Origin of the sequence: Mycobacterium paragordonae (assembly GCF_003614435.1) — a bacterium.
Lineage (GTDB): Bacteria > Actinomycetota > Actinomycetes > Mycobacteriales > Mycobacteriaceae > Mycobacterium > Mycobacterium paragordonae.
Genome location: NZ_CP025546.1, coordinates 1,516,399 through 1,539,696, shown reverse-complemented (window position 1 = coordinate 1,539,696; position 23,298 = coordinate 1,516,399). Strand labels below are relative to the sequence as shown.

19 protein-coding genes are annotated in these 23,298 nt (G+C 69.0%); 10 read left to right on the top strand and 9 right to left on the bottom strand.

Features of this window, described 5'->3' with window-relative positions; genetic code table 11:
• Genes C0J29_RS07135 through C0J29_RS07125 form a run of 3 tightly spaced genes read left to right on the top strand, consistent with a single transcriptional unit; the run spans nucleotide 1 to nucleotide 3,484 of the window.
• Entirely contained in the window at nucleotides 1-1,350 is a 1,350-nt protein-coding gene (locus tag C0J29_RS07135; RefSeq protein WP_065164292.1) for a coenzyme F420-0:L-glutamate ligase, read from the top strand.
• Nucleotides 1,347-2,936: an Eco57I restriction-modification methylase domain-containing protein gene (locus C0J29_RS07130; RefSeq protein ID WP_120791885.1), complete on the top strand. Its 1,590-nt coding sequence runs from the start codon at nucleotides 1,347-1,349 to the stop codon at nucleotides 2,934-2,936. Before C0J29_RS07135 ends, C0J29_RS07130 begins: the two co-directional genes overlap by 4 nt.
• The gene (locus C0J29_RS07125) at nucleotides 2,933-3,484 is read left to right on the top strand and encodes an NUDIX hydrolase (RefSeq protein WP_065048963.1); all 552 of its coding nucleotides are present in this window, start codon (nucleotides 2,933-2,935) and stop codon (nucleotides 3,482-3,484) included. Before C0J29_RS07130 ends, C0J29_RS07125 begins: the two co-directional genes overlap by 4 nt.
• Here the strand turns inward: C0J29_RS07125 and manB are convergent.
• Genes manB through rfbD form a run of 3 tightly spaced genes read right to left on the bottom strand, consistent with a single transcriptional unit; the run spans nucleotide 3,466 to nucleotide 6,341 of the window.
• The gene (gene manB, locus C0J29_RS07120) at nucleotides 3,466-4,545 is read right to left on the bottom strand and encodes a mannose-1-phosphate guanylyltransferase (RefSeq protein ID WP_065048942.1); all 1,080 of its coding nucleotides are present in this window, start codon (nucleotides 4,543-4,545) and stop codon (nucleotides 3,466-3,468) included. The genes C0J29_RS07125 and manB overlap by 19 nt on opposite strands.
• 1 nt (nucleotide 4,546) lies before the next feature.
• On the bottom strand, nucleotides 4,547-5,455 hold the full coding sequence (locus C0J29_RS07115; protein WP_120791884.1) for a glycosyltransferase family 2 protein: 909 nt from the start codon (nucleotides 5,453-5,455) through the stop codon (nucleotides 4,547-4,549).
• Nucleotides 5,448-6,341 (bottom strand): dTDP-4-dehydrorhamnose reductase, encoded by an 894-nt coding sequence (gene rfbD / locus C0J29_RS07110; protein WP_120791883.1) that lies wholly within the window; start codon nucleotides 6,339-6,341, stop codon nucleotides 5,448-5,450. Before rfbD ends, C0J29_RS07115 begins: the two co-directional genes overlap by 8 nt.
• Before the next feature lie 64 nt (nucleotides 6,342-6,405).
• Here rfbD and C0J29_RS07105 point away from each other — a divergent pair, with 64 nt between their 5' ends.
• The 4 genes from C0J29_RS07105 (at nucleotide 6,406) to ctpC (ending at nucleotide 11,337) form a co-directional block, all read left to right on the top strand.
• Entirely contained in the window at nucleotides 6,406-7,884 is a 1,479-nt protein-coding gene (locus tag C0J29_RS07105) for an LCP family protein (RefSeq protein WP_370530867.1), read from the top strand.
• A complete protein-coding gene (locus C0J29_RS07100) occupies nucleotides 7,872-8,603 on the top strand; it encodes a TIGR03089 family protein (protein WP_120791882.1) in 732 nt (243 codons plus the stop codon). Before C0J29_RS07105 ends, C0J29_RS07100 begins: the two co-directional genes overlap by 13 nt.
• 273 nt (nucleotides 8,604-8,876) lie before the next feature.
• Complete coding sequence (locus tag C0J29_RS07095) at nucleotides 8,877-9,158, top strand: DUF1490 family protein (RefSeq protein ID WP_055582037.1); 282 nt, start codon at nucleotides 8,877-8,879, stop codon at nucleotides 9,156-9,158.
• An 82-nt stretch (nucleotides 9,159-9,240) separates the two neighbouring features.
• Nucleotides 9,241-11,337, top strand: a complete 2,097-nt coding sequence (gene ctpC, locus C0J29_RS07090) for a manganese-exporting P-type ATPase CtpC (protein WP_120794608.1) — start codon at nucleotides 9,241-9,243, stop codon at nucleotides 11,335-11,337.
• Nucleotides 11,338-11,391: 54 nt separating this feature from the next.
• Here the strand turns inward: ctpC and C0J29_RS34350 are convergent, their stop codons facing one another.
• From C0J29_RS34350 to C0J29_RS07075, 3 genes are all read right to left on the bottom strand, one after another.
• Nucleotides 11,392-12,753: a PPE family protein gene (locus C0J29_RS34350; RefSeq protein WP_120791881.1), complete on the bottom strand. Its 1,362-nt coding sequence runs from the start codon at nucleotides 12,751-12,753 to the stop codon at nucleotides 11,392-11,394.
• A gap of 49 nt (nucleotides 12,754-12,802) precedes the next feature.
• On the bottom strand, nucleotides 12,803-14,194 hold the full coding sequence (locus tag C0J29_RS07080; protein WP_120791880.1) for a PPE family protein, SVP subgroup: 1,392 nt from the start codon (nucleotides 14,192-14,194) through the stop codon (nucleotides 12,803-12,805).
• Nucleotides 14,195-14,446: 252 nt separating this feature from the next.
• Nucleotides 14,447-15,124: a cation efflux transmembrane domain-containing protein gene (locus C0J29_RS07075; protein ID WP_120791879.1), complete on the bottom strand. Its 678-nt coding sequence runs from the start codon at nucleotides 15,122-15,124 to the stop codon at nucleotides 14,447-14,449.
• Between the two features lie 100 nt (nucleotides 15,125-15,224).
• On the opposite strand from C0J29_RS07075, the gene C0J29_RS07070 reads away from it, so the two are divergent.
• From C0J29_RS07070 to C0J29_RS07060, 3 genes are all read left to right on the top strand, one after another.
• Nucleotides 15,225-16,151 (top strand): SAM-dependent methyltransferase, encoded by a 927-nt coding sequence (locus C0J29_RS07070; RefSeq protein WP_120791878.1) that lies wholly within the window; start codon nucleotides 15,225-15,227, stop codon nucleotides 16,149-16,151.
• Nucleotides 16,151-17,326 carry a CoA transferase gene (locus C0J29_RS07065; protein WP_120791877.1) on the top strand — a complete coding sequence of 392 codons (1,176 nt, stop codon included), beginning with the start codon at nucleotides 16,151-16,153 and terminating at the stop codon, nucleotides 17,324-17,326. Before C0J29_RS07070 ends, C0J29_RS07065 begins: the two co-directional genes overlap by 1 nt.
• Before the next feature lie 271 nt (nucleotides 17,327-17,597).
• Nucleotides 17,598-19,841: a SulP family inorganic anion transporter gene (locus C0J29_RS07060; RefSeq protein ID WP_120791876.1), complete on the top strand. Its 2,244-nt coding sequence runs from the start codon at nucleotides 17,598-17,600 to the stop codon at nucleotides 19,839-19,841.
• On the opposite strand, the gene C0J29_RS07055 is transcribed toward C0J29_RS07060, so the two are convergent.
• From C0J29_RS07055 to C0J29_RS07045, 3 genes are all read right to left on the bottom strand, one after another.
• The gene (locus tag C0J29_RS07055) at nucleotides 19,827-20,267 is read right to left on the bottom strand and encodes a response regulator (RefSeq protein WP_065046388.1); all 441 of its coding nucleotides are present in this window, start codon (nucleotides 20,265-20,267) and stop codon (nucleotides 19,827-19,829) included. The genes C0J29_RS07060 and C0J29_RS07055 overlap by 15 nt on opposite strands.
• Entirely contained in the window at nucleotides 20,264-21,799 is a 1,536-nt protein-coding gene (locus tag C0J29_RS07050; RefSeq protein ID WP_120794607.1) for a sensor histidine kinase, read from the bottom strand. Before C0J29_RS07050 ends, C0J29_RS07055 begins: the two co-directional genes overlap by 4 nt.
• Nucleotides 21,800-21,873: 74 nt before the next feature.
• Nucleotides 21,874-23,064 (bottom strand): PP2C family protein-serine/threonine phosphatase, encoded by a 1,191-nt coding sequence (locus C0J29_RS07045; protein WP_120791875.1) that lies wholly within the window; start codon nucleotides 23,062-23,064, stop codon nucleotides 21,874-21,876.
• Nucleotides 23,065-23,298: the final 234 nt, after the last annotated feature.

The following is a 23,298-nucleotide window of genomic DNA, read 5'->3' as shown; positions in this document are numbered from 1 at the left end:
CTGCCGCCGGCCGGCGAGCACGGCGCCGCCGCCACCATCGAAATCCTGCCCGTCACCGGGCTTCCCGAGTTCCGTCCCGGTGACGACCTGGGCGCCGCGCTCAGCGCGGCCGCGCCGTGGTTGCGCGACGGCGACGTGGTGGTGGTGACCAGCAAGGTGGTGTCCAAGTGCGAGGGCCGGCTGGTCCCGGCACCCGAAGACGACGAGGAACGAGACCGGTTGCGCCGCAAGCTGGTCGACGACGAAGCGGTGCGGGTGCTGGCTCGCAAGGAACGAACCCTGATCACCGAGAACCGGCTGGGCCTGATCCAGGCGGCGGCCGGTGTGGACGGATCCAACGTCGGGCGAACCGAATTGGCGTTGCTGCCGCTGGACCCGGATGCCAGCGCCGCCGCGCTGCGGGCCGGGTTGCGCGAGCGGCTCGGTGTCACCGTCGCGGTGGTGATCACCGACACCATGGGCCGCGCCTGGCGCAACGGCCAGATCGACGCGGCCGTCGGCACCGCGGGTCTGGCGGTGCTGCACAACTATTCGGGTGCCGTCGACCGGCACGGCAACGAACTGGTGGTCACCGAAGTGGCGGTCGCCGACGAGATCGCGGCCGCGGCCGACCTGGTCAAGGGCAAGCTCACCGCGATGCCGGTGGCGGTGGTGCGCGGGCTCAACCCGGTCGACGACGGTTCGACGGCCCGGCAACTGGTGCGCGCGGGCACCGAGGACCTGTTCTGGCTCGGCACCGCGGAGGCGATCGAGTTGGGCCGCGGGCAGGCCCAGCTGCTGCGGCGTTCGGTGCGCCGATTCAGCGACGAGCCGGTGCCGCCGGCGGTCGTCGAATCCGCTGTCGCCGAGGCACTCACAGCACCGGCCCCGCACCACACCCGCCCGGTGCGGTTCGTCTGGTTGCAGGACCCGGTCACCCGCACGCGGCTGCTGGACCGGATGAAAGAGAAGTGGCGTGCCGACCTCACCGGCGACGGCCGCCCGGCCGACTCCGTCGAACGCCGGGTCGCCCGCGGTCAGATCCTCTACGACGCACCCGAAGTCGTCATTCCCTTCCTGGTGCCCGACGGGGCGCACAGCTATCCGGACGCGGTTCGCACCGAGGCCGAGCACACCATGTTCACCGTCGCGGTGGGCGCGGCCGTGCAGGCACTACTGGTCGCGCTGGCGGTGCGCGGCGTGGGCAGTTGCTGGATCGGCTCGACGATCTTCGCCGCCGATCTCGTCCGCGAAGAGCTGGCGCTACCCGCCGAATGGGAGCCACTGGGTGCCGTCGCGATCGGCTACGCCGCCGAGCCGGCGGGCCCGCGTGAGCCGGTGCCGGCCGCGGAGCTGTTGATCCGCAAATGAAAACCTTCGCGGGCAAGGCGGCCGTGACGGCCGACAAGATTCGCGGCGGCTACTACACGCCGGCGCCGATCGCCCGCTTCCTGGCCGGCTGGGTCACCCAGGCCGGGCCGCGGGTGCTGGAGCCGTCCTGCGGTGACGGACAGATCCTGCGGGAGCTCGCCGCCCTCAGCGACCAGGCACGCGGCGTGGAACTGGTTGCCGCGGAAGCGGCGAAGGCACGCATGTTCGCGCCGGTCGACACCGCGGACCTGTTCTGCTGGTCGGGCGGGCGCGACTGGGACGGTGTCGCGGGCAACCCGCCCTACATCCGGTTCGGACACTGGACCGCGCAGCAGCGTGAGCCGGCATTGACCGCCCTGCACCGAGAGGGGTTGCGCCCCAACCGGTTGACCAATGCCTGGGTGCCGTTCGTCGTGGCGAGCACCACGCTGGTGCGCGAAGGCGGCCGGGTGGGTCTGGTGCTGCCCGCAGAGCTGCTTCAGGTCGGATATGCGGCACAGCTGCGCGACTTCCTGGTGAGCCGCTACCGCGAGATCACGCTGGTGAGCTTCGGGCGCCTGGTGTTCGACGGTGTGCTGCAGGAGGTCGTGTTGTTCTGCGGCGTCGTCGGTTCCGGACCGGCCCGCGTCCGCACCGTGCAACTCGACGACGCCGACGGGCTGGCTGCAATGGAAGAGGCCGATCTGGACGTCCCGTCGGCCCCGGCGCTACTGCACGAGCGGGAGAAGTGGACCACCTACTTCCTCGACCCGGCGCAGATAAGCACGCTGCGGGCCCTCAAGGAGTCCGGCGTCCTGACCCGGCTGGGCCGCGTCGCCGAGGTGGACGTCGGCATCGTGACGGGCCGCAACAGCTTCTTCACCTTCACCGACGCGCAGGCGCACGAACTGGGACTCGTGCCGCACTGCGTGCCGCTGGTCTCGCGCAGCGCTCAGCTGTCCGGCCTGGTTTACGACAACGATTGCCGCACAAGTGATCTGGCGGGCAGTCAGCGTACCTGGCTGTTGCATGCGCCGGCGCAGCCGCAGGACGGCGCGCTGCTCGCGCACATCGCGGCCGGCGAGGCGGCCGGCGTGCACCGGGGCTACAAGTGCTCGCTGCGCAAGCCGTGGTGGATCACGCCGTCGCTGTGGGTTCCAGATCTGTTCATGCTGCGCCAAATTCACCTGGCACCGCGGCTGACGGTCAACGCCGCGGGAGCCACCAGCACCGACACCGTGCACCGGGTGCGGGTCGCGGACGGCACCGAACCCCGCGCGCTGGCCGCGGTGTTCCACAACAGCGCGACGTTCGCGTTCGCCGAAATCATGGGCCGCAGTTACGGCGGCGGCATTCTGGAGCTCGAACCCGCCGAGGCCGAGTTGCTGCCCCTCCCGCCGCCGGCGTGCGCCGACGCCGACCTGGCCGGCGACGTCGATCTGCTGTTGCGGGCCAACGAAATCGAGAAGGCGCTGGACCTGGTGGACCGACGGGTGCTGATCGAGCAGCTCGGCGTCTCGCCGGAAGTGGTGGCGCGATGCCGCGCGGCATGGCTGGCGCTGCGCCATCGCCGGACGGGCAGGCGGACCAGGAGGGGGTCGCGATGAGCGTGCGGGAATCGGTCATCGCGCTGCTCAACGACTGGCAGGCGCCCAACCCGGCCCAGGATTCGTTGGCCGAGGCGGTGCTGGGATTCGTGCTGGCCCGCGACGACGCCTGCCTGCGCGAGTGCGAACCCGGTCACGTCACCGCGTCCACCCTGGTGCTCGACCACACCGGCACGCGCGTGCTGCTCACCCTGCACCCCCGGCTGGGCCGCTGGGTGCAATTGGGCGGGCACTGCGAGGACGACGAAGACATCCTGGCCGCCGCACTGCGGGAAGCGACCGAGGAGTCCGGCGTCGCGAGTCTGCGGCTGCGCCCGGAACTGGTTGCGGTGCATGTGCATCCGGTTACCTGCTCGCTGGGCGTCCCGACGCGGCACCTGGATCTGCAGTTCATGGCGCACGCACCGGCCGGGGCCCGAATCGTGCTCAGCGACGAGTCCGACGACTTGCGGTGGTGGCCGGCCGACGAGTTGCCGTCCGGCACCGACCACGCGCTGGAGTATCTGGTGCGACAGGCGTTGCGCCGGGCTCAGACGTCCGAGGAGTAGCGGATCCCGCCGTCGGGAATCGAGACGCCCGGCCACACCCGGGCGCCGCGCAGCAGCTCGCAGCGCGCGCCGATGTCCGCGCCGTCGCCGATCACCCCGTCGCGGATCAGCGCCCGCGGACCGATGCGGGCGCCGAAGCCGATGATCGAACGCTCGATCACGCTGCCGGCCTCCACCTTCACGCCGTCGAAGATGACCGCGCCGTCCAGCCGCACGCCGGGACCGATCTCGGCCCCGCGCCCCACCACCGTGCCGCCGATGAGTAGCGCACCGGGAGCCACGGCGGCGCCGTCGTGCACCAGGCTCTCGCCGCGCTGGCCGTGCAGCGCCGGCGACGGGGCGATGCCGCGCACCAGGTCCGCCGACCCGCGCACGAAGTCGTCGGGGGTGCCCATGTCGCGCCAGTAGGTGGCGTCGACGTAGCCGCACACCTTCACGTCCGGGTCCGACAGCAGCGCCGGGAACACCTCGCGCTCCACCGACACCTCCCGGCCGCGGGGAATCCGGTCGATGATGCGGCGCTGGAAGACGTAGCAGCCGGCGTTGATCTGGTCGGTCGGCGGATCCTGCGTCTTTTCCAGGAACGCGGTGACCCGTCCGTCGCTGTCGGTCGGCACGCACCCGAAGGCCCTGGGATCGCTCACCCGCACCAGATGCAGCGTCACGTCGGCGTGGTGGTCGGAGTGAAAGGCCAGCAACTCACCCAGATCGGTGCCGGAAAGCACGTCGCCGTTGAAAACCATCACGGTGTCGTGGCGCAGCTTCTCGGCGACATTGGCGATGCCGCCGCCGGTGCCCAGCGGCTTCTCCTCGGTCACGTAGTCGATCTGCAACCCGAGCTTGGACCCGTCGCCGAACTCCGCCTCGAACACCTCGGCCCGGTAGGAGGTGCCCAGCACCACGTGCTCGATGCCGGCCGCGGCGATCCGCGACAACAGGTGGGTCAGGAACGGCAGGCCGGCCGTCGGCAGCATCGGCTTTGGCGCCGACAGCGTCAGCGGCCGCAGCCGGGTGCCCTTGCCGCCGACCAGGATCACCGCGTCTACGTCATGGGTTGCCACTTCAGCGCCGCCCTTCTGCCAGTTCTTGCCGCGCCGACCGGCGGGACCGGCGCACCGCGTTGCGCACCATCACCCGCGACCGCACCGCCAGCGATCCGCGCAGCGTCCAGCGCAGCGGGGCCCGCCACCACCCGGTGTTCCGGTCGGCCAGAAAGAGATAGGTACTGCGATGGTGAGCGGCCAGGTGGCGGCCCGGGTCGCGTCCGGTCGAGTGACCCTTGTGGTGCAGCACTTCGGCCGACGGCACGTAGATGGAGAGCCAACCGGCCTTCCCGAGCCGGTCGCCGAGGTCGACGTCTTCCATGTACATGAAGTAGCGCTCGTCGAAGCCGCCGATCTGGTCGAACGCCGACCGCCGCACCAGCAGACATGACCCGGACAGCCAGCCCACCGGCCGCTCGCTGGGGTCGAGGTGTTCCTGGCGGTAGGCCCGCGTCCACCGGTTGCGCGGCCACACCGGCCCGAGCACGGCGTGCATGCCGCCGCGGATCAGGCTGGGCAGGTGGCGCGCCGAGGGGTACACCGACCCGTCCGGGTCCCGGATCAGCGGGCCGAGCGCGCCGGCGCGCGGCCAGCGGGCGGCCGCCTCCAGCAGCGCGTCGATGCTGCCCGGGCCCCACTGCACGTCCGGATTGGCGACGATCACCCACTCGTCATCCCATTCGCCGTCGGTCAGCTTGGCGACGGTGCGATTGACCGCGGTCCCGTATCCGAGATTGGCGCCGGTGGGCATCAGGCGCACGTTCGGGTAGCGCTCGACGGCGGCTTCCGGTGTTCCGTCGGTGGAGCCGTTGTCGGCCAGGAGCACGCCCACCGGCCGGTCGGTGGCCAGCGACAACGACGCCAGAAACCGCTCCAGGTGCGGGCCCGGCGAGTAGGTCACCGCGACGACCGGCAGAACGTCAGTCACGCGTAGAGGGTAACGGTCGGTCGGCGGCGGCCGTCAGCGCAGCTTTGAGGGCAGCGCGCCACGGCCGCAGCGGGGTCAGGCCCGCGGCAGCCCACGACCGGCCGGACAACGCGGAGTACGACGGGCGCGCCGCGGGCCGCGGAAACTCGTCGCTGGTGCACGGTGTCACCCGCTGCGGGTCCGCGCCGGATTCCTCGAACACCGCGCGGGCCTGCTCGAAACGCGACACCACACCCTCGTTGGCGGCGTGCAGCACGCGTCCCCGCACCGGGCTGTCGGCCAGCTCGAGCAGGGCGGCGGCCAGGTCGCCGGCGTAGGTGGGCGTGCCGGTCTGGTCGTCGACGACCTTGATTGATCCGTCTTTCGCCGCCAACCGCTGCATGACGGCGACGAAATCGCTTCTGTCGAGCCCGCCGGTGTACACCCATGCGGTGCGCACGACGACAGCCTCCGGCAGCGCGGCCAGCACGGCCTGCTCCCCGGCAAGCTTGCTCGCCGCGTAGACCCCCTGCGGGCCGGTGGGGTCGTCGGGTTCGTAGGGACGCGGGTCCGAGCCGCCGAAATCGCCGTTGAAGACGTAGTCAGTGGAAACGTGGATCAGCGAGGCTCCGACGCGGGCGCACGCACGGGCGAGGTTTTCCGGGCCGGTGGCGTTGACGGCGTAGGCGCGGGCCTCGTCGGTCTCGGCGCCGTCGACGTCGGTGTAGGCCGCGCAGTTGATGACGACATCGCCAGGCTGAATGATCTCGTCGGCCAGCGCCGGATCGGTGATGTCCCACTCCCCCGACGTCCTGGCCAGCACGTCTCGACCCTCGCGGGTGGCCTGAGCCGCCACCAGGGTGCCCAGCTGCCCCCCGGCACCGGTAATAACAAGCCTGTCCGACATGTGTTCGAGTCTGGCACGCCGAGCCCGGCTACCCGGAAAGCGGCTGTTGCACAAGTAGCCTACAGTGATGCCTGCGCAAAGTGTGGCTCGTGTGACTCGTGTGGTCTCTACCGCCCTGGCTCTGGTGGTCGTGATCGGCACCGGGGTGGCCTGGAGCAACGTCCGCTCCTTCGAGGACGGCATTTTCCACATGTCGTCGGCCGCTCTGGGCCACGGCGCCGACGACGGCGCGATCGACATTCTGCTGGTCGGCCTCGACAGCCGCACGGACGCGCACGGCAACCCGTTGACTGCCGAGGAACTGGCCACGCTGCGGGCCGGGGACGAGGAAGCCACCAACACCGACACGATCATCCTGGTCCGGATCCCCAATAACGGGAAGTCGGCGACCGCGATCTCGATCCCCCGCGACTCCTACGTTCAGGCGCCCGGACTTGGCAAGACCAAGATCAACGGCGTCTACGGCCAGACCCGCGAGATCAAGCGCACCAGCCTGGTGCAGGCCGGCGCCTCGCCCGCCGAAGCCGCCACCGCAGGCACCCAGGCCGGCCGCGAGGCGCTGATCAAAACCGTGGCCGACCTCACCGGCGTCACCGTCGACCACTACGCCGAAATCGGCCTGCTCGGCTTCGCCCTGATCGCCGACGCGCTCGGCGGCGTCGAGGTCTGCCTCAAAGACGCCGTCTACGAACCACTTTCGGGTGCCGACTTTCCGGCCGGCCAGCAGCGGCTGAACGGCCCGCAGGCCCTGAGCTTCGTCCGCCAGCGCCACGAGCTGCCGCGCGGCGACCTGGACCGGGTGGTACGCCAGCAGGTCGTCATGGCGTCGCTGGCTCACCGGGTGATCTCCGGCAAGACGCTGTCCTCCCCCGCCACCCTGAAGCGGCTGGAGGCGGCGGTACAGCGCTCGGTGGTGATCTCGGAGGGCTGGAACATCATGGACTTCGTCCAGCAGGTGTCGAAGCTGACCGGCGGCAACGTCGCGTTCGCCACCATCCCGGTGCTGGACGGCGCCGGCTGGAGCGACGACGGCATGCAGAGCGTGGTGCGGGTGGACGCGCACGCGGTGCAGGAATGGGTCGGCGGCCTGCTGCACGAACAGGACCAGGGCAAGACCGAGGAACTCGCCTACACACCCGGCAAGACCACCGCCAACGTGATGAACGACACCGACATCAACGGCCTGGCTTCCGCGGTGCTCGACGTGCTCAGCGCCAAGGGATTCGCCGCCGGTTCGGCCGGCAACAACGAGGGCGGCCACGTCAAGAACAGCCAGGTGCGGGCGGCCAAGACCGACGACCTGGGCGCCCAGGAGATCGCCCGGCAGCTCGGCGGACTCCCGATCGTCACCGACTCCTCGATCCCGGCCGGGCAGGTGCGGGTGGTGCTGGCCAATGACTACACGGGACCGGGCTCCGGCCTCGACGGTTCGACGCCGACGCCCGCGCGCGCATCGACCGTCGGGTCGGTCAACAGCAGCAACGTGCCGGCGCCGTCACCGATTCTCACCGCGGGGTCGGAGAAGCCGGAGTGCATCAACTGAACCCCACGCTGTCCGGGGCCATCCTGGACCCGTTACTGCGCGCCGACCCGGTCGGCCCGCGCATCACCTATTACGACGACTCCACGGGCGAGCGCATCGAGCTGTCGGCCGTGACACTGGCCAACTGGGCCGCCAAGACCGCCAACCTGTTGCGCGACGAGCTGGGCGCCGGGCCGGGCAGCAGGGTCGCGGTGTTGTTGCCGGCGCACTGGCAGACGGCGGCGGTGCTGTTCGGGGTGTGGTGGATCGGCGCCGAGGCGGTGCTGGACGGCGCCCCGGAAGGCTCCGCGGATGTCGCGTTGTGCACCCTCGATCGGCTCGACGAGGCGGATGGCCTTGTGGCGGGCGGTGAGGTTGCGGTGTTGTCGCTGGACCCGTTCGGCCGGCCCGTCCCCGACCTGCCGATCGGCGTCACCGACTACGCCACCGCGGTGCGGGTGCACGGCGACCAGATCGTTCCCGAACCCGAGCCGGGACCGGCGCTGGCCGGCCAATCGGTAGGTCAACTGGTGGCGGCGTGCGTGCAGTCGGCGGCGATGCAGGGCCTGACGCCGGGCGACCGGGTGCTGTCCACCGCTACGTGGGAGCGGCCGGAGCAGCTGGTGGACGGGCTGTTGGCGGTGTTGTCGGTCGGCGGATCGCTGGTGCAGGTGGCCAACCCGGATCCCGCGGCGCTGCAGCGACGGGTCGAGATGGAGAAAGTCACCCGGGTTCTTTAGCTCGGCCCCGCCCGGCCCGTTGAGACTGCGAGATTGGCGGGAGAGTGCGAGAAGGGCCCGCCATAGCCGCAGACTCAACGACGCAGGCCGCATCCCAGCCAAGCGCTCCCCGTTGAGACTGCGCATTGGGCGGGAAAGTGCGAGAAGAGCCCGCCATAGCCGCAGACTAAATGCCCCGAAGTGCACCCCAACCCGCAGCGATACATGTTGATATCGCTATATTTGGATGTTAACGTCGGTCTGAACACCACGCGGCGGGAAGGATTCAGAAAGATGGCGGTGCAGGTGCTTTTGGCTAAGGCGGCTTCGACGGTGATCACCGGCTTGGCCGGGGTTACCGCGTACGAGGTGCTGAAGAAGGCCGCCAAGAAGGCGCCCCTGCACGAAACCGCGGTCAAGGGTGCCGAACTGGGCCTGCGCAGCACCCGCAAAGCCGAGGAGGCCGCTGAGTCGGCCCGGCTCAAGATCGCCGACGTGATGGCCGAGGCGCGCGAACGCATCGGCGAGGAGGCGCCGACGCCGGCCGTCGGCGACGCCCACAACCACGACCACTGATCCGGTGGCCCTCGCGCTGGTTTCCGACATCGCGCCGGCGGAAGACCCTGCGCTGCAGGTGATCTCGGACGCAGCCGGACGCATGCGGGTGCGGGTCGACTGGGTTCGCGCCAATGTGCGACGCGCCGTCGCCGTCGAGGATGCCGTCGCCAAATGCGAAGGCGTGCGCGTCGCGCACGCCTATCCCCGCACCGGTTCGGTAGTCGTCTGGTACTCCCCCAGGCGCTGCGACCGCGCCGCCGTGCTGGAGGCGATCAGCGGCGCGGCACACGTCGCCGCCGACCTGATCCCCACACGCTCCCCCCATTCCGAAGAGATCCGCAACACCGACGTGCTGCGCATGGTCATCGGCGGCGCGGCGCTGGCCCTACTCGGGGTGCGCCGCTACGTCTTCGCGCGGCCGCCGCTGCTCGGGCCGAGTGGCCGGATGGTCGCCACCGGCGTCACCGTGTTCACCGGCTATCCCTTCCTGCGCGGCGCGCTGCGCTCGGTGGGTTCGGGCAAGCTCGGCACCGACGCCCTGGTCTCGGCGGCCACGCTGGCCAGCCTGATCCTGCGCGAGAACGTCGTCGCCCTGACCGTGCTGTGGCTGCTCAACATCGGCGAATACCTGCAGGACCTGACACTGCGCCGGACCCGGCGGGCCATCTCGGAGTTGTTGCGCGGCAACCAGGACACCGCCTGGGTGCGGCTGCCGGACGGCCCGGAGGTTCAGGTCCCGATCGACACCCTGCAAATCGGCGACGAGGTGGTGGTGCACGACCATGTCGCGATCCCGGTCGACGGCGAGGTGGTCGAGGGCGAGGCCGTGGTCAACCAGTCCGCGATCACCGGCGAGAACCTCCCGGTCAGCGTGACCGCCGGGGCACACGTACACGCCGGTTCGGTGGTGGTACGCGGGCGCCTGGTGGTGCGCGCCGAGGCCGTCGGCAACCAGACCACCATCGGTCGCATCATCACCAGAGTCGAAGAGGCGCAACATGATCGGGCTCCGATCCAGACCGTCGGGGAGAACTTCTCCCGCCGCTTCGTGCCCACGTCGTTCGTCGTCTCGGCGCTGACCCTGCTGGTCACCGGCGACGTCCGGCGCGCGATGACCATGCTGCTGATCGCCTGCCCGTGCGCGGTGGGCCTGTCCACCCCGACCGCGATCAGTGCTGCGATCGGCAACGGTGCGCGCCGCGGCATCCTGATCAAGGGCGGATCGCACCTCGAACAGGCCGGCCGGGTCGACGCGATCGTGTTCGACAAGACCGGAACGCTGACCGTGGGGCGCCCGGTGGTGACGAATATCGTTTCGCTGCACAAGGATTGGGAGCCCGAGCAGGTGCTGGCCTATGCCGCGAGTTCGGAGATCCACTCGCGGCACCCACTGGCCGAGGCCGTCATCCGTTCCACCGAGGAACGCCACATCAGCATCCCGCCGCACGAGGAGTGCGAGGTGCTGGTCGGCCTGGGCATGCGCACCTGGGCCGATGGGCGGACCCTGCTGCTGGGCAGTCCGGGCCTGCTGCGCGCCGAGAAGGTCAAGGTGTCCAAGAAGGCGCAGGAGTGGGTCGACCGGCTGCGCCGTCAGGCCGAGACGCCGCTACTGCTGGCCGTGGACGGCGCCCTGGTCGGCCTGATCAGCCTGCGCGACGAGGTGCGGCCGGATGCGGCCGAGGTGCTGAACCAATTGCGCGACAGCGGGGTTCGCCGGATCGTCATGCTCACCGGCGACCATCCCGACATCGCGGAGGTGGTCGCCGACGAACTGGGCATCGACGAGTGGCGCGCCGAGGTGATGCCCGAGGACAAGCTCGAGGTGGTGCGCCGGCTGCAGGACGAGGGATACGTGGTCGGGATGGTCGGCGACGGCGTCAACGACGCGCCGGCACTTGCGGCCGCCGACATCGGCATCGCGATGGGCCTGGCCGGAACCGACGTCGCCGTGGAGACCGCCGACGTCGCGCTGGCCAACGACAACCTCTACCGCCTGCTCGACGTGCGTGACCTGGGTGCCCGTGCGGTCGACGTGATCCGGGAGAACTACGGCATGTCGATCGCGGTCAACGCCGCCGGGCTGCTCATCGGCGCCGGCGGCGCACTGTCGCCGGTGCTGGCCGCGATCCTGCACAACGCCTCGTCGGTGGCGGTGGTGGCGAACAGCTCGCGGCTGATCCGGTACCGGCTGGACTGAGCCGCACTGCGCACGGCGTCCTGGACGGCAGCGCGCTGTCGATCGCCGACCGATCTACGGGCCAAAGGAGATTTCCAGCAGCATTTTCTTCTGCTCGGTGTATTCCTGATTGCTCAGCAGTCCAGCGGCGTGCTGCACGGCGATGTCGCGGATCGCGGCGGCGACGCCGGTCATGACGGTCCGCGGCGCTGGTATCACCTCGGCCTCCTCGCCCGGCGCATCCTCGTTGCGGCCGATGAGCTGCGCGGCCGCGGCGCGCTTCTGCCCGTCCGCGGAGGCCGACGGGCCTACAATCGGTTGCCCGGCCATCGCGCCAATGCCCATCTGGTTCAGCGTGCTTGCGGCGCCGAACTCTGCCGCCGGCCCCGCTCCCGTGTTCACACTCGCCAGCGGTGTGACCAGTGCAGCAGGGTGCACTTCGGTTGCGGCAGTAGCGGTTTGGGTCCAGCTCGCGGGCACCGTCAATTTCCCGACCATGTTCGCCTGGCCGAGAGCCGCTGACAGCGTCGGCGTGGGAATACGGCCAGGGGGCTGATTCGCTGGGGGCGCCACAAACGGCGCTTCCGGTGACCATCCGGTCCCCGGCCAGGGCTCTACCTCGTCCCATTCGCTGACGGTCTCATCGTCATCGACACCGGAAGCAGCGGTGAACGCGGCGAGAGGAAAATCCCCGAAAGTACCGATCACGTCTGCCGGGATGATCCCGAAAAGGGCCGCCGCGTCTATTGGCGCAATGAAAAAGAGATCGAGCAAGAGCGTCACGAGTTCGAACTCGGCCGGTACCGCCATCGCCGACAAGGCCTGCGGCACAACCGACATGGCATCTTGCGCGGTGCCGGCGAGGGAGCCGATCTGGCTGATCGCGGCGGCTTGGCCGGCCGTCCCGCCCGAGTCGGTGTTCTGGTGCGGAGGGGTGAAGGGAGTCAGCACCGACGCGGCTGCCGACGAAGCTGCGTAGTTGTACATCGCCAAGCTGTCCTGCGCCCACATCTCGGCGTAAAGCGCCTCGGTGGCCGCGATCGCCGGCGTGTTCTGTCCCAAAAAATTGGTCGCCACCAGCACCGCCAGCAGGCCGCGGTTGGCGGCGATCTCGGGTGGCGGCACCGTCGCTGCGAACACCGCCTCGTAAGCGGCGATCGCCGTCCATGCTTGGGCCGCGGTCTGCTCCGCCCGCGCAGCGGTGGCGCTCAGCCATTCCACGTAGGACCCGGCCGCTGCGCTCATCGCCACGGACGACGGACCCGACCAAGCCCCTTCGGCGAGTTCGGACACCGCCGACTGATATCCGCTGATCGTCGCGTACAGCTGGTCGGCCACGCTCTGCCAGGCCTGTGCAGCCGCCTGCATCGGCCCCGCGCCCGGACCGGCATAGATCCGGCCGGAGTTGATCTCCGGCGGATAGATCCCGAAATCCATTGCTGCGCTTACCTTGTCTCGATGACCACGGCAGTTGCCCGACGGCGGTTCAGCGACCGAGCAACCGGTTCTTCTGCTCGGTGTATTCGTCGTCGGTCAGAATCCCCTCGTCGCGGAGCTTGGTGAATTCACGAAGCTCCGCCGCGACTCCGGTGACCACAGCCCGAGGCTTGTCGCTGGGCGCCGCGCCGTTCTCGCCAGGTGCGGCCTTGTCGCCGGCGGTCGCCGCGGTTCTGGTGCGAGCGGACCCGGTTGCCTTCGTGGGCTCCTTGCCGGCGCTTCGGCTGATACCAACGGTTCCCATCGCTCGTCCGGCCATGCCCGCCATCGCCATCTGGGCGAGCATGGTCCCTGTGCCGGCTCCCGCCGCCGGCGCGGCGGCGGCCCCAGACGGGGTCCCGCCCAGGGCCGGCAGCGTGTACGCGACGGGGCGCACCGCCGGGGTGGCGGCGGTCCACGCCGGCGGCACGGATAACGCCCCGACGGTGTTCGCCTCACCCAGTCCGGCCGACAGCCTCGGCGCCACCGTGCCCGCCAGCAAGTTAGGCAGCGGCGCCGGCAACGGCTTGATTGGCGCCAGCTCCGAGCCCGGATAGGGCTCCACGTCATCCAAGTCGCTGAGGACCTCGTCGCTGTGTAGACCCACCAGGGTGCTGTAGACGGCCACCGGAAGATTCACTATCCCGAGCACAGCGGCAGGCACGCCGATTCCAATGGTGGCGATTCCCGCCGATACGCCGAAGGTGATGGCGGACAGATCGGCCAGCAGGGACAGCAGGAACAATGGGTCGTCCGCGGCCGCCGCCGGGGCCGCCGCGCTCTGCAGCGCGCTGGGCACCGCGGTGAAGGCTTGCTGGACCGTGTTCGGCACGATGCCGGTGGCCTCGGCGGCGGCTTGGCCGGCCAATCCGTCCGGATTAGTGGTCTGCGGGGGCGGGTTGAACGGCGTCAGCGCCGTCGCTGATGCCGACGCCGCTGCGTAGCCGTACATCGCTGCCGCGTCCTGGGCCCACATCTCCGCGTACTGTGCCTCGGTGGCCGCGATCGCCTGGGTGTTTATGCCGAACACGTCGGTCGCGATCAGGGCCATCAGCTGACTGCGGTTGGCCGCCACGATCGGCGGCGGAACCGTCGCCGAGAACGCGGTTTGGTAGGCAGTGGCCACAGCCTTGACCTGCGTGGAGGTTTCTTCGGCCTGTGCGGCGGTGACTCGCAGCCACGCCGCATACTGCGCGGCCGCAGCGCTCATCGATTCCGACGTCGGCCCCAACCAGGGACCAGCGGTCAATCCCGATACCACCACTTGGTAGGAATTCGCCGCCGAATTCAGCCCGGCGGCGAGCGCAGCCCACGCCTCGGCCGCCGCCAACAACGGTCCTGCCCCAGGACCGGTGAACATCCTGGTCGAGTTGACCTCGGGCGGATAGCTTCCGAAATCCATGGCTCGCTGCTCCTCGAGGCACCGTGGTCACGGTGAACCCATGGTGCCGCTCTTCGCGCTGACCCCCGGCCAGCGAAGTCACACCGAGGCACGCTACATCGGGCACGCAGATCGTGCCCGCCAACGCGTCCATACATAGGCAGCGCATATTTTCGGTCGTACCCGTCAGCCAAAGATCCTGCGCTGCAGGGTGATCTCGGAAGCAGCTGGGCGCATCCAGGCACGTGTACTTGCCCAGCCCCAACGCAGACATCAGCAACAGTCCTTGCCGCGCCAGGCCAGCACGCCCTGCCACATCGCCACGCACGCCACAGCCAAACCGATCGCCGGATCGATCCACCAACCGGCGGGCCAGGCCGCGGTGATGGCCAGCCCCGCCAGCACTCCCGCGGCCTGGGTGGCGCACAGGTAGTTCTGGGTGCCCTCCCCCTCGGTCGCGCCGGAGTGCAGACGCGCGCCCACCCGGTGGTTGGCCCAGCCGAGGATCGGCATCAGCACCAACGCCAGCGCGGTGAGCCCGATGCCGAGCACTGAGGTCTCGGCGTGCTCGCCGCCGACGAAATGGCGGACCGATTCGGCGGCGACGTAGGGCGCCACCAGCCAGAACGAGATGGCGACGCCGCGTTGTGCGCGTCGCTCGGCGGTCGCCGAGAGGGTGCGGTCGCCGGTGAAGCGCCAGATCACCATCGCGCTGGCCAGTCCCTCGGACGCGCCGCCCAGCGCCCACCCGGTCAGGGCGACCGATTTGACCGCTATCCCCTCCCACAACCCGACGCCGCCCTCGATGAGCAACACGGCCAGGCTGATCCAGGCCAGCCGGCGCGCCCAGGCGACATTGCGCTGCCAGTCAGCGTCGTGATGTGCCGACTCCGCGTGGCATGGGGCCTCGACAGCGCCGGCGGGTTCTCCAACGGCGCCGGGTCGAGTCATTTCCGCGATGGTAGTGCCACGGTCGCCAGCGCGCCGGAATCGACGCGCGCCCGGTTAGTTACAGTGGCTAACCACCAGGTCAGCTGCGGGAGGATCACAGATGGTGCGCACCGACGACGACACCTGGGACCTGGCGTTCAGTGTGGGCGCGACGGCCACCATGGTGGCGGCCGGTCGTGCCCGTGCCAATCGGGCGGCGCTGATCGATGACCCCTTCGCCGAGCCGCTGGTACGCGCGGTCGGCATCGACTTCTTCACCCGGTGGGCGTGTGGCGACCTGGACACCGCCGACGTCGACTTTCCCGACGCCCCGTGGGGCATGCAGCGGATGACCGATCAGCAGGCGGCCCGCACCCGTCATATCGACGAGTTCTTCGCCACCGCCCAGGAAGCCGGGATCCGCCAGGCGGTGATCCTGGCGTCCGGCCTCGACGCCCGCGGCTACCGGCTGCCGTGGGCCGCGGGAACGACCGTCTTCGAAATCGACGTCCCGCAGGTCATCGACTTCAAGGCCGCGACGCTGGCAGCTCTGGGCGCCGCGCCCACCGCCGACGTGCGGGGCGTGCCGATCGACCTGCGCCAGGACTGGCCGTCCGCGCTGCGCCAGGCCGGGTTCGACGCCGCCCGGCCGACCGCCTGGGCCGCCGAGGGCCTCTTCGGGTACCTCCCTCCCGCCGGCCAGGACCTGCTGCTGGACAACATCTCCGCGCTCAGCGCCGCCGGCAGCCGGCTGCTGGCCGAGGTGTTCTTCAGCGCTCCGGCGAGCCGGGAGCTGTACGACGCCATCTTCGCCAGGTGGTACGAGCACGGCCTCAGCGTCGAAATGGACCGGCTGGGTTACCCGGGCGACCGCAACGACGTCGCTGCCTACCTGCAACGGCACGGCTGGCACGTCACCCGCACCCTGCTCAATGAGCTGTTGGTCGCCAACGGGTTTCGGCCGCATGCCCCCGGCCGCTCCACCGACGAAACCATGTTCACCGAGAACTACTACTGCACCGCGGTGCTTCCAGGAAGGCCCAGCTGATGCCGAACTCCGCCAAGCCCCTCGACGGCTTCCGGGTACTCGACTTCACCCAGAACGTGGCCGGGCCACTGGCCGGCCAGATCCTGGCCGACCTGGGTGCCGAGGTCGTCAAGATAGAGGCGCCTGGCGGCGAGCAGTCCCGTCGACTCACCTCGGTACTGCCCGGCCGCCCGCCGCTGGCCACCTATTTCCTGCCCAACAACCGGGGCAAGAAATCGGTGGCGGTGGACCTGACCGAAGAAGAGGCCAGACAGCAGATTCTGCGACTGGTCGACACCGCCGACGTGGTCCTGGAGGGGTTCCGGCCCGGGGTGATGGAACGGCTGGGCCTGGGTCCCGACGAGTTGCGCGCCCGCAACCCCAGGCTGATCTACGCACGGCTGAGCGCGTTCGGCGGGAACGGCCCGAACGGCACCCGCCCGGGCGTCGACCTGATGGTGGCCGCCGAGGCCGGCATGTGCACGGGCATGGCCACCCCTACCGGCAAACCGCAGATCATCCCGTTCCAGCTGGTCGACAACGCCAGCGGGCACGTGCTCGCGCAGGCCGTGCTGGCCGCGTTGCTCAACCGCGAGCGGCACGGGGTGGGCGATCTGGTTCAGGTCGCGATGTACGACGTCGCGGTCAGCCTGCAGGCCAACCAGCTGACCATCCACTTGAACAAGCCCAGCGGGCAACCCGCCGCACCCGCGCCGGCCGCGCCGCCGGCGAAGAAGCGCAAAGGCGTCGGTTTCGCCACGCAGCCGTCGGACGCCTACAAGGCCTCCGACGGCTACCTCGTCATCAGCGCCTACGTGCCCAAGCACTGGGCGAAGCTGTGCCAGATCATCGGCCGGCCCGATCTGATCGACGACGAGCGGTTCGCCGATCAGCGCTCGAGGGCGATCAACTACCCCGAGTTGACCGACGAACTCGAATCGGCACTGGCCGCCAAGACCGCAGCGGAGTGGGTGGAGCTACTGCAGGAGGGGGGCCTGATGGCGTGTCTGGCCTACACCTGGAAGCAGGTGGTCGACACACCGCTGTTCGCCGAGAACGACCTCGCCCTCAAAGTGGGCGGCGGCGACGATGCCATTACCGTCATCCGCACGCCGGCGCGTTACTCGAGCTTCGACGCCCGGGTCACCGAGCCGCCGCCAGCCGCCGGCCAGCATAACGCTGAGTTTCTGAGCTGATCCGAGGGCTCTCACCCAACGCCAAGGTTGCGCAGACCGGGCCCGGCGCCGCGACAAGCTTTATTTGAATTGCGAATGAATCGGCGCGGGATTTGCCGAATTGCCGAGGGCCACATGGACGATTTGGACAGACGTCGGTAGCGGGATTCAAAGAATTTGCTGATCACAAATATATGGCGAATCCGGGTTGCCGACGCCCGGTGGACACCGGACGGACCCCATCCGTTCACGCCGGTCCGATTGCCTGAGCGGACCGGCCCCTAGGAGACTCATGCGGAAGATCTTGCCCAACCTGCGTTATGACCTCCCGGCGTCACTGGTCGTCTTCCTGGTAGCGCTGCCACTGTCGCTGGGAATCGCGATCGCTTCCGGGGCGCCACTGATGGCCGGGCTGATAGCCGCGGTGAGCGGGGGCATCATCGCCGGCTCGGTCGGCGGGTCGGTGCTCCAGGTCAGCGGACCGGCCGCGGGCCTGACCGTGGTGGTGGCCGGCCTGATCGACGACTTCGGCTGGGAAATGACGTGCGTGATCACCGTGTGCGCCGGCGCCGTGCAGATCCTGCTCGGCCTGGTGCGGGTGGCCCGTGCCGCGCTCGCCGTCGCCCCGGTGGTGGTGCACGCCATGCTGGCGGGCATCGGCGTCACCATCGTGCTGCAGCAGATCCACGTGCTGCTGGGCGGATCGTCGCGCAGTTCCGCGTGGGCGAACATTGAAGCGCTGCCCAGCGGCATCCTGAACCACGAGCTGCACGAAGTGATCGTCGGCAGCACCGTCATTGCCATCCTGCTGTTGTGGCCCAAGCTGCCGCCCAGGGTCAGGTTCATCCCGGGCGCCCTGGTGGCGATCGTGGCGGCCACCGCGCTGTCCTTGGTGGTCAACCTGGATGTCGAGCGAATCAACCTGTCGGGCAACTTCTTTGAGGCCATCGGCCTGCCGCATCTGCCTCCGCTGTCGCCGGGCGGGCAGCCCTGGACGCACGAGATCGGCGCCGTGGCGCTGGGGGTGCTGACGGTTGCGCTGATCGCCAGCGTCGAGTCGTTGCTGTCCGCGGTCGGCATCGACAAGCTGCACAGCGGACCACGCACCAACTTCAACCGGGAGATGCTGGGACAGGGCAGCGCCAACGTCGTCTCCGGGCTGCTCGGCGGATTACCGGTCACCGGCGTCATCGTGCGCAGCTCCACCAACGTGGCCGCGGGTGCCCGCACCCGCACATCGGCGGTGCTGCACGGCGTTTGGATCCTGCTGTTCGCGTCGCTGTTGACCAGTCTGGTGGAGCTGATCCCCAAGGCGGCGCTGGCCGGTCTGCTCATCGTGATCGGTATTCAGCTGATCAAACTCGCCCACATCAGGGTCGCGGTGCGCACCGGCAACTTCGTGATCTACGCCATCACCATCTTGTGCGTGGTGTTCCTCAACCTGCTGGAAGGGGTGGCGATCGGGCTCGCCGTGGCGATCCTCTTCCTGCTGGTGCGATTGGTCCGCGCGCCGATCGAGGCCCGGCCGATCGGTGATGAGGCCAAGCAGTGGCATGTGGACATCGACGGCACGCTCAGTTTCCTGCTGCTGCCCCGGCTGACCAACGTGCTGTCGACGCTGCCGCCCGGCAGCGAAGTCACCCTCAACCTCAATGCCGACTACATCGATCACTCGATCTCCGAAGCGATTTCGGACTGGAAGATCGCCCACGAGGCGACCGGCGGCACGGTCCACATCGTCGAGACATCACCCGCGAACCTGTCGAGCGCACACAGCAGCCCGCCGAAACGGCATTACACATCGCGCTCGCTGCGCGAAGCGCCGTGGCCGTCCCGGCGCGACGGCAACGGTGAAGGCGCCGACGTCTCCATCCTGGACGGCGTCAAGCAATACCACCGCATCGGCGTCGGGGCCCTGCACCGTCATGTGTCGGAGTTGGTGGATTCGCCGAACCCGGACACGCTGTTCCTCACCTGCGCCGACTCGCGGATCCTGCCAGACACGATTACCGCCAGCCGACCCGGCGACCTCTACATCGTCCGCAACGTCGGCAACCTGGTGCCCACCGATCCCGGCGAGCGTTCGGTGGACGCCGCGCTGGACTTCGCGGTCAACCAGCTGGGCGTGAGTTCCGTTGTCGTCTGCGGACATTCGTCGTGCCGCGCGATGCAGGTGGTGCTGGACGACGACACCGACGAGACGGACCGTCCGATCGGGCGGTGGCTGCAGCACGCCCAGGACAGTCTGGCGGCCTACCGGGACGACCACCCGGCACGGATGAGCAGCACATCCAACGGCTTCACCTTCAGCGAACTCGACCAGCTGTCCATCGTGAACGTCGCCGTGCAGGTCGACCGACTCAAGCGGCATCCGATGCTGGCCCCGTTGGTGGGATCGGGGCAACTGCGCGTCGTCGGCATCTTCTTTGATTTCGCTACCGTGCACGTGCACGAGGTGGACGAGCACGGCATCGTGCACGCCTCTGAATCGGCCCGAGAAGCGGCCCGGGAAGCGGTCGGGTCAGCCGTTCGGTAGCCGAACGACCTGGACGAAGAATTCGTCGATCTGCCGGACCGCATTCATGAACTGGTCCAGGTCCACCGGCTTGGTGACATAGGCGTTGGCGTGCAGTTTGTAGCTGCGCAAGATGTCTTCCTCCGCCGAGGACGTGGTGAGCACGACAACCGGGATGCGACTCAGCTCCGGGTCGGACTTGATCTTCTCCAGCAGGTGCCGGCCGTCGTACTTCGGCAGGTTCAGATCGAGCAGGATCAGATCCGGCCGCGGTGCGTGTTCGTAGGCGCCCCGGCGGTAGAGGTAGTTGAGGCCTTCCTCGCCGTCGTGCGCCACGTGCAGTCGGTTGTTGAGCTTGTTGTGCTCGAAGGCCTCCCGGGTGATCAGCTCGTCACCCGGGTCGTCTTCCACGAGCAGGATGTCGATGGCGCGGCCGGGTGGTGTCATGCGTCTGCTCCTTTTGAAATGGCTTGAGCTGGAATGGCTTCAGTGTCGGGTTCAGCAATGGGCAGCGTGAACTCGAACCGCGTTCCATCGGTGTAAGAGGTGTCGATCCAGACTGTCCCGCCGTGGTGTTCGACGATCTTCTTGCACATCGCCAGCCCCAGCCCGGTTCCACCATAGTTGTCTCGGCCGTGCAAGCGCTGGAAGATGATGAAGACCTTGCCGACGAATTCCTCCGGTATGCCGATGCCGTTGTCGGACACACTGAAAACCCAGTTGCCGCGGTGGTTGTCGACACCCTGGCGACAAGCGATGACGATGCGCGGCGCCCGGTCTTCCCGGCGGAATTTCACGGCGTTGCCGATGAGGTTCTGCCACAGCATGGTCAGCAGCGTCGGGTCGCCGAAGACCTGAGGGAGCGATTCCTTGGGGTAGACGACCTGGGCACCGGATTCCTCGATCGCCGCAGCGAGGTTCGCGACGGCCGTGTCCAGCGCCGTGCCGAGTTCCACCTTGGTGTATTTGGTGTTCAGGCGACCGACCCGGGAGAAGCTGAGCAGATCGTTGATCAGCACCTGCATGCGCTTGGCGCCGTCGACGGCGAAATCGATGTACTGGATGCCCCGTTCGTCGAGCTTGTCGCCGTAGCGCTTCTCCAGCAGCTGACAGAACGACGCCACCTTGCGCAACGGCTCCTGCAGATCGTGCGACGCGACGTAGGCGAACTGCTCGAGCTCGGCATTGGACCGGCGCAGTTCGGCCGCCTGCTCATCCAATTGCGCCTGAGCCGATTGCGACGCATCGAGTTCGGCCACGATCCGCTGCCGCATGTTCTCCACGTCGACGGCGATGCCCCGGACGTCCGCGGGTCGGCGCGGCGGTTCGATGCTGTCGCTGAAGTGGCCGTCGGTGATCTGCCGGCACGACGCGGCCAGCCTTGCCAGCGGACGGGTGATTGCGCGCTGCACCAGGATGCCCAGCAGGGCGGCCGTCGCGACGAAGATGAGCACCATGGCGCCCAGCACCCGGTCCCGCCAGTTGTTCATGCGCAGCAGCCGGGCCGCACTCTGTTCGCGGGCCGCGGTGAGATGGTCGTTCTGCTTAGTGAAAAGTTGCCGGATGTAGTCGAATTCGGCTTTACCAAGTGCAACCGTCGCGGCCGGCACGACGGCGGGGGCTTGCGGGGTCACACCTGCGATCAGCGGGTCGGCATAATCTTTGCGCCAGCTGGCCGCGGTGGCCTCGATGCCATTCAGGTCGGCGATCAGGTCGGGGCGCCCGGCAAGCCGGCCCCGAAGCTCTTGTGCGGACACCTGTTCGGCGGCCACTCCCTCGTAGTAGGGGACCAGAAACTGCCGGTCGGCCGAGATCAGATAACCCCGCAGTCCCGTTTCCTGATCACGCAGCGCGGACTGCAACTCGTAGGCGGCTACCCGCGACGGCTGGATATTGTCTCTGAGCTCGCGGGCCAGCTGGTCGGTGCGGTCCAGCAGGACGGCACCGATGACCGCACCCAGCAGTACCAACAGCCCCATCGTGGACAGCACGAGGGCGAGCCATCCCCGCACGGTGAGCTGCTTCTTCGGCAGCGAACCCGACGCGTCGTTCCTCACGAGGGGCCGGTCCGCTGCACCCGGACCACCGCGATGTCGTCGGTGAGCCCGCCCTGGTCCTGAGCCAGCGCCTGAGCTCCGTCGATGAGCGCGTCGACGAACTGCGCACCGCCCAGCTCCGCGTGCCCGCGCGCGAGGGCCAGCAAGCCGTCCTCGCCGAGCCGGCGCGAGCCGCGGCCCGCGTACCCCTCGAAGAGCCCGTCGGTGAGCAGCAGCAACCCGTGGCCGGCCGGGACGTCCAGCTCGTGCTGTGGCCAGTCGCTGCCGCGCAGGCCCAGTGCCGGGCCGTAGGGCGGCTCGATCCACTCCACCGAACCGCGGCCGTGCAGCAACATTCCCGGATGTCCCGCGCGGATCGCGGTGACCGCGCCCTGCGCCGGGATCGCCAGGCTGAGCACAGTGGCGAAGACGCCGTTCTCGGCACGTTCGGCGTGCAGCACGCGTTCCAGCTGACGCATCTGTTCCACCCCGTGGATGCCGGCGAAAGTCAGTGTGCGCCAAGCGATCCGCAACGCCGCTCCGAGCGCAGCCTCGTCCGGGCCGTGCCCGGCTACGTCACCGATGAGCACCTGGGTGACCCGGTCGGGGGTTTGCACGACGTCGTAGAAGTCGCCGCACAACAGGGCGTTCTCCCGGCTCGGCCGGTACCGGGCCACGATGTCAACGCCTGGGTCGTCCAGTAACAGCGGAGACGGCAGCAAACCCCGCTCGAGCAGCGCGTTCTCCCGGGCGCGAAGCTGACTGGCATGCAGGTCGGCGCTGATCAACTCGGCGCGCTTGCGTTCTATCGCATAGAACAGCGCGCGCCGCAGCATCTCGGGTTCGACGCGGCCCTTGACCAGATAGTCCTGGGCTCCCGCAGCTACCGCGGACGCGCCGAAGTACTCGTCGTTGAGTCCAGTCAAGACGACGATCGGCACGGTCGCATCGCTCTTGAGGATGCGGTCCAGCGCGTCGATTCCGTTGGCGTCGGGCAGGTTCAGGTCGAGCAGGACGCAGTCCGGCCGCGCGGAGGCGAGCTGGCGCTCGGCATGCTCCATCGACTGCGCCCACACCACCTCGATGTCGGCGACCGTGTCGGCGATCAATTCCTCGACGAGCACGGCGTCCGCGCGGTCGTCCTCCACCAACAGCAAAGACAGCGATTGCCAGCTCGCCGCCGGGTCGACCGGACTAGCCAACGTCATGAAGGACCCGTCACTTCTGGGTGCGCAGGCGCGATTGCGTCCGTCACCTCACACCCCCCTGAGCAGTGGACACGTTTAAGCGGCACGACAGCGCGATCGCGGCGACGAGTACGCCGACACCGGCCCTGCGCGTTCGTTGCCACCCCGACTGGCTGCTCAATCGCGGGGACTTGGTCGTCAGCTGGATACTAGGCGGTTGGACTGGGGTTTTCTCCCCAGTTGAGGAAACTGCAT

Coding starts and splice junctions, on each gene's coding strand:
- C0J29_RS07130 (WP_120791885.1), top strand. CDS start 1,347: ATGAAAACCTTCGCGGGCAAGGCGGCCGTGACGGCCGACAAGATTCGC.
- C0J29_RS07125 (WP_065048963.1), top strand. CDS start 2,933: ATGAGCGTGCGGGAATCGGTCATCGCGCTGCTCAACGACTGGCAGGCG.
- rfbD (WP_120791883.1), bottom strand. CDS start 6,341: ATGTCGGACAGGCTTGTTATTACCGGTGCCGGGGGGCAGCTGGGCACC.
- C0J29_RS07095 (WP_055582037.1), top strand. CDS start 8,877: ATGGCGGTGCAGGTGCTTTTGGCTAAGGCGGCTTCGACGGTGATCACC.
- ctpC (WP_120794608.1), top strand. CDS start 9,241: ATGCGGGTGCGGGTCGACTGGGTTCGCGCCAATGTGCGACGCGCCGTC.
- C0J29_RS34350 (WP_120791881.1), bottom strand. CDS start 12,753: ATGGATTTCGGGATCTATCCGCCGGAGATCAACTCCGGCCGGATCTAT.
- C0J29_RS07080 (WP_120791880.1), bottom strand. CDS start 14,194: ATGGATTTCGGAAGCTATCCGCCCGAGGTCAACTCGACCAGGATGTTC.
- C0J29_RS07075 (WP_120791879.1), bottom strand. CDS start 15,124: ATGACTCGACCCGGCGCCGTTGGAGAACCCGCCGGCGCTGTCGAGGCC.
- C0J29_RS07070 (WP_120791878.1), top strand. CDS start 15,225: ATGGTGCGCACCGACGACGACACCTGGGACCTGGCGTTCAGTGTGGGC.
- C0J29_RS07065 (WP_120791877.1), top strand. CDS start 16,151: ATGCCGAACTCCGCCAAGCCCCTCGACGGCTTCCGGGTACTCGACTTC.
- C0J29_RS07060 (WP_120791876.1), top strand. CDS start 17,598: ATGCGGAAGATCTTGCCCAACCTGCGTTATGACCTCCCGGCGTCACTG.
- C0J29_RS07055 (WP_065046388.1), bottom strand. CDS start 20,267: ATGACACCACCCGGCCGCGCCATCGACATCCTGCTCGTGGAAGACGAC.
- C0J29_RS07050 (WP_120794607.1), bottom strand. CDS start 21,799: ATGGGGCTGTTGGTACTGCTGGGTGCGGTCATCGGTGCCGTCCTGCTG.
- C0J29_RS07045 (WP_120791875.1), bottom strand. CDS start 23,064: ATGACGTTGGCTAGTCCGGTCGACCCGGCGGCGAGCTGGCAATCGCTG.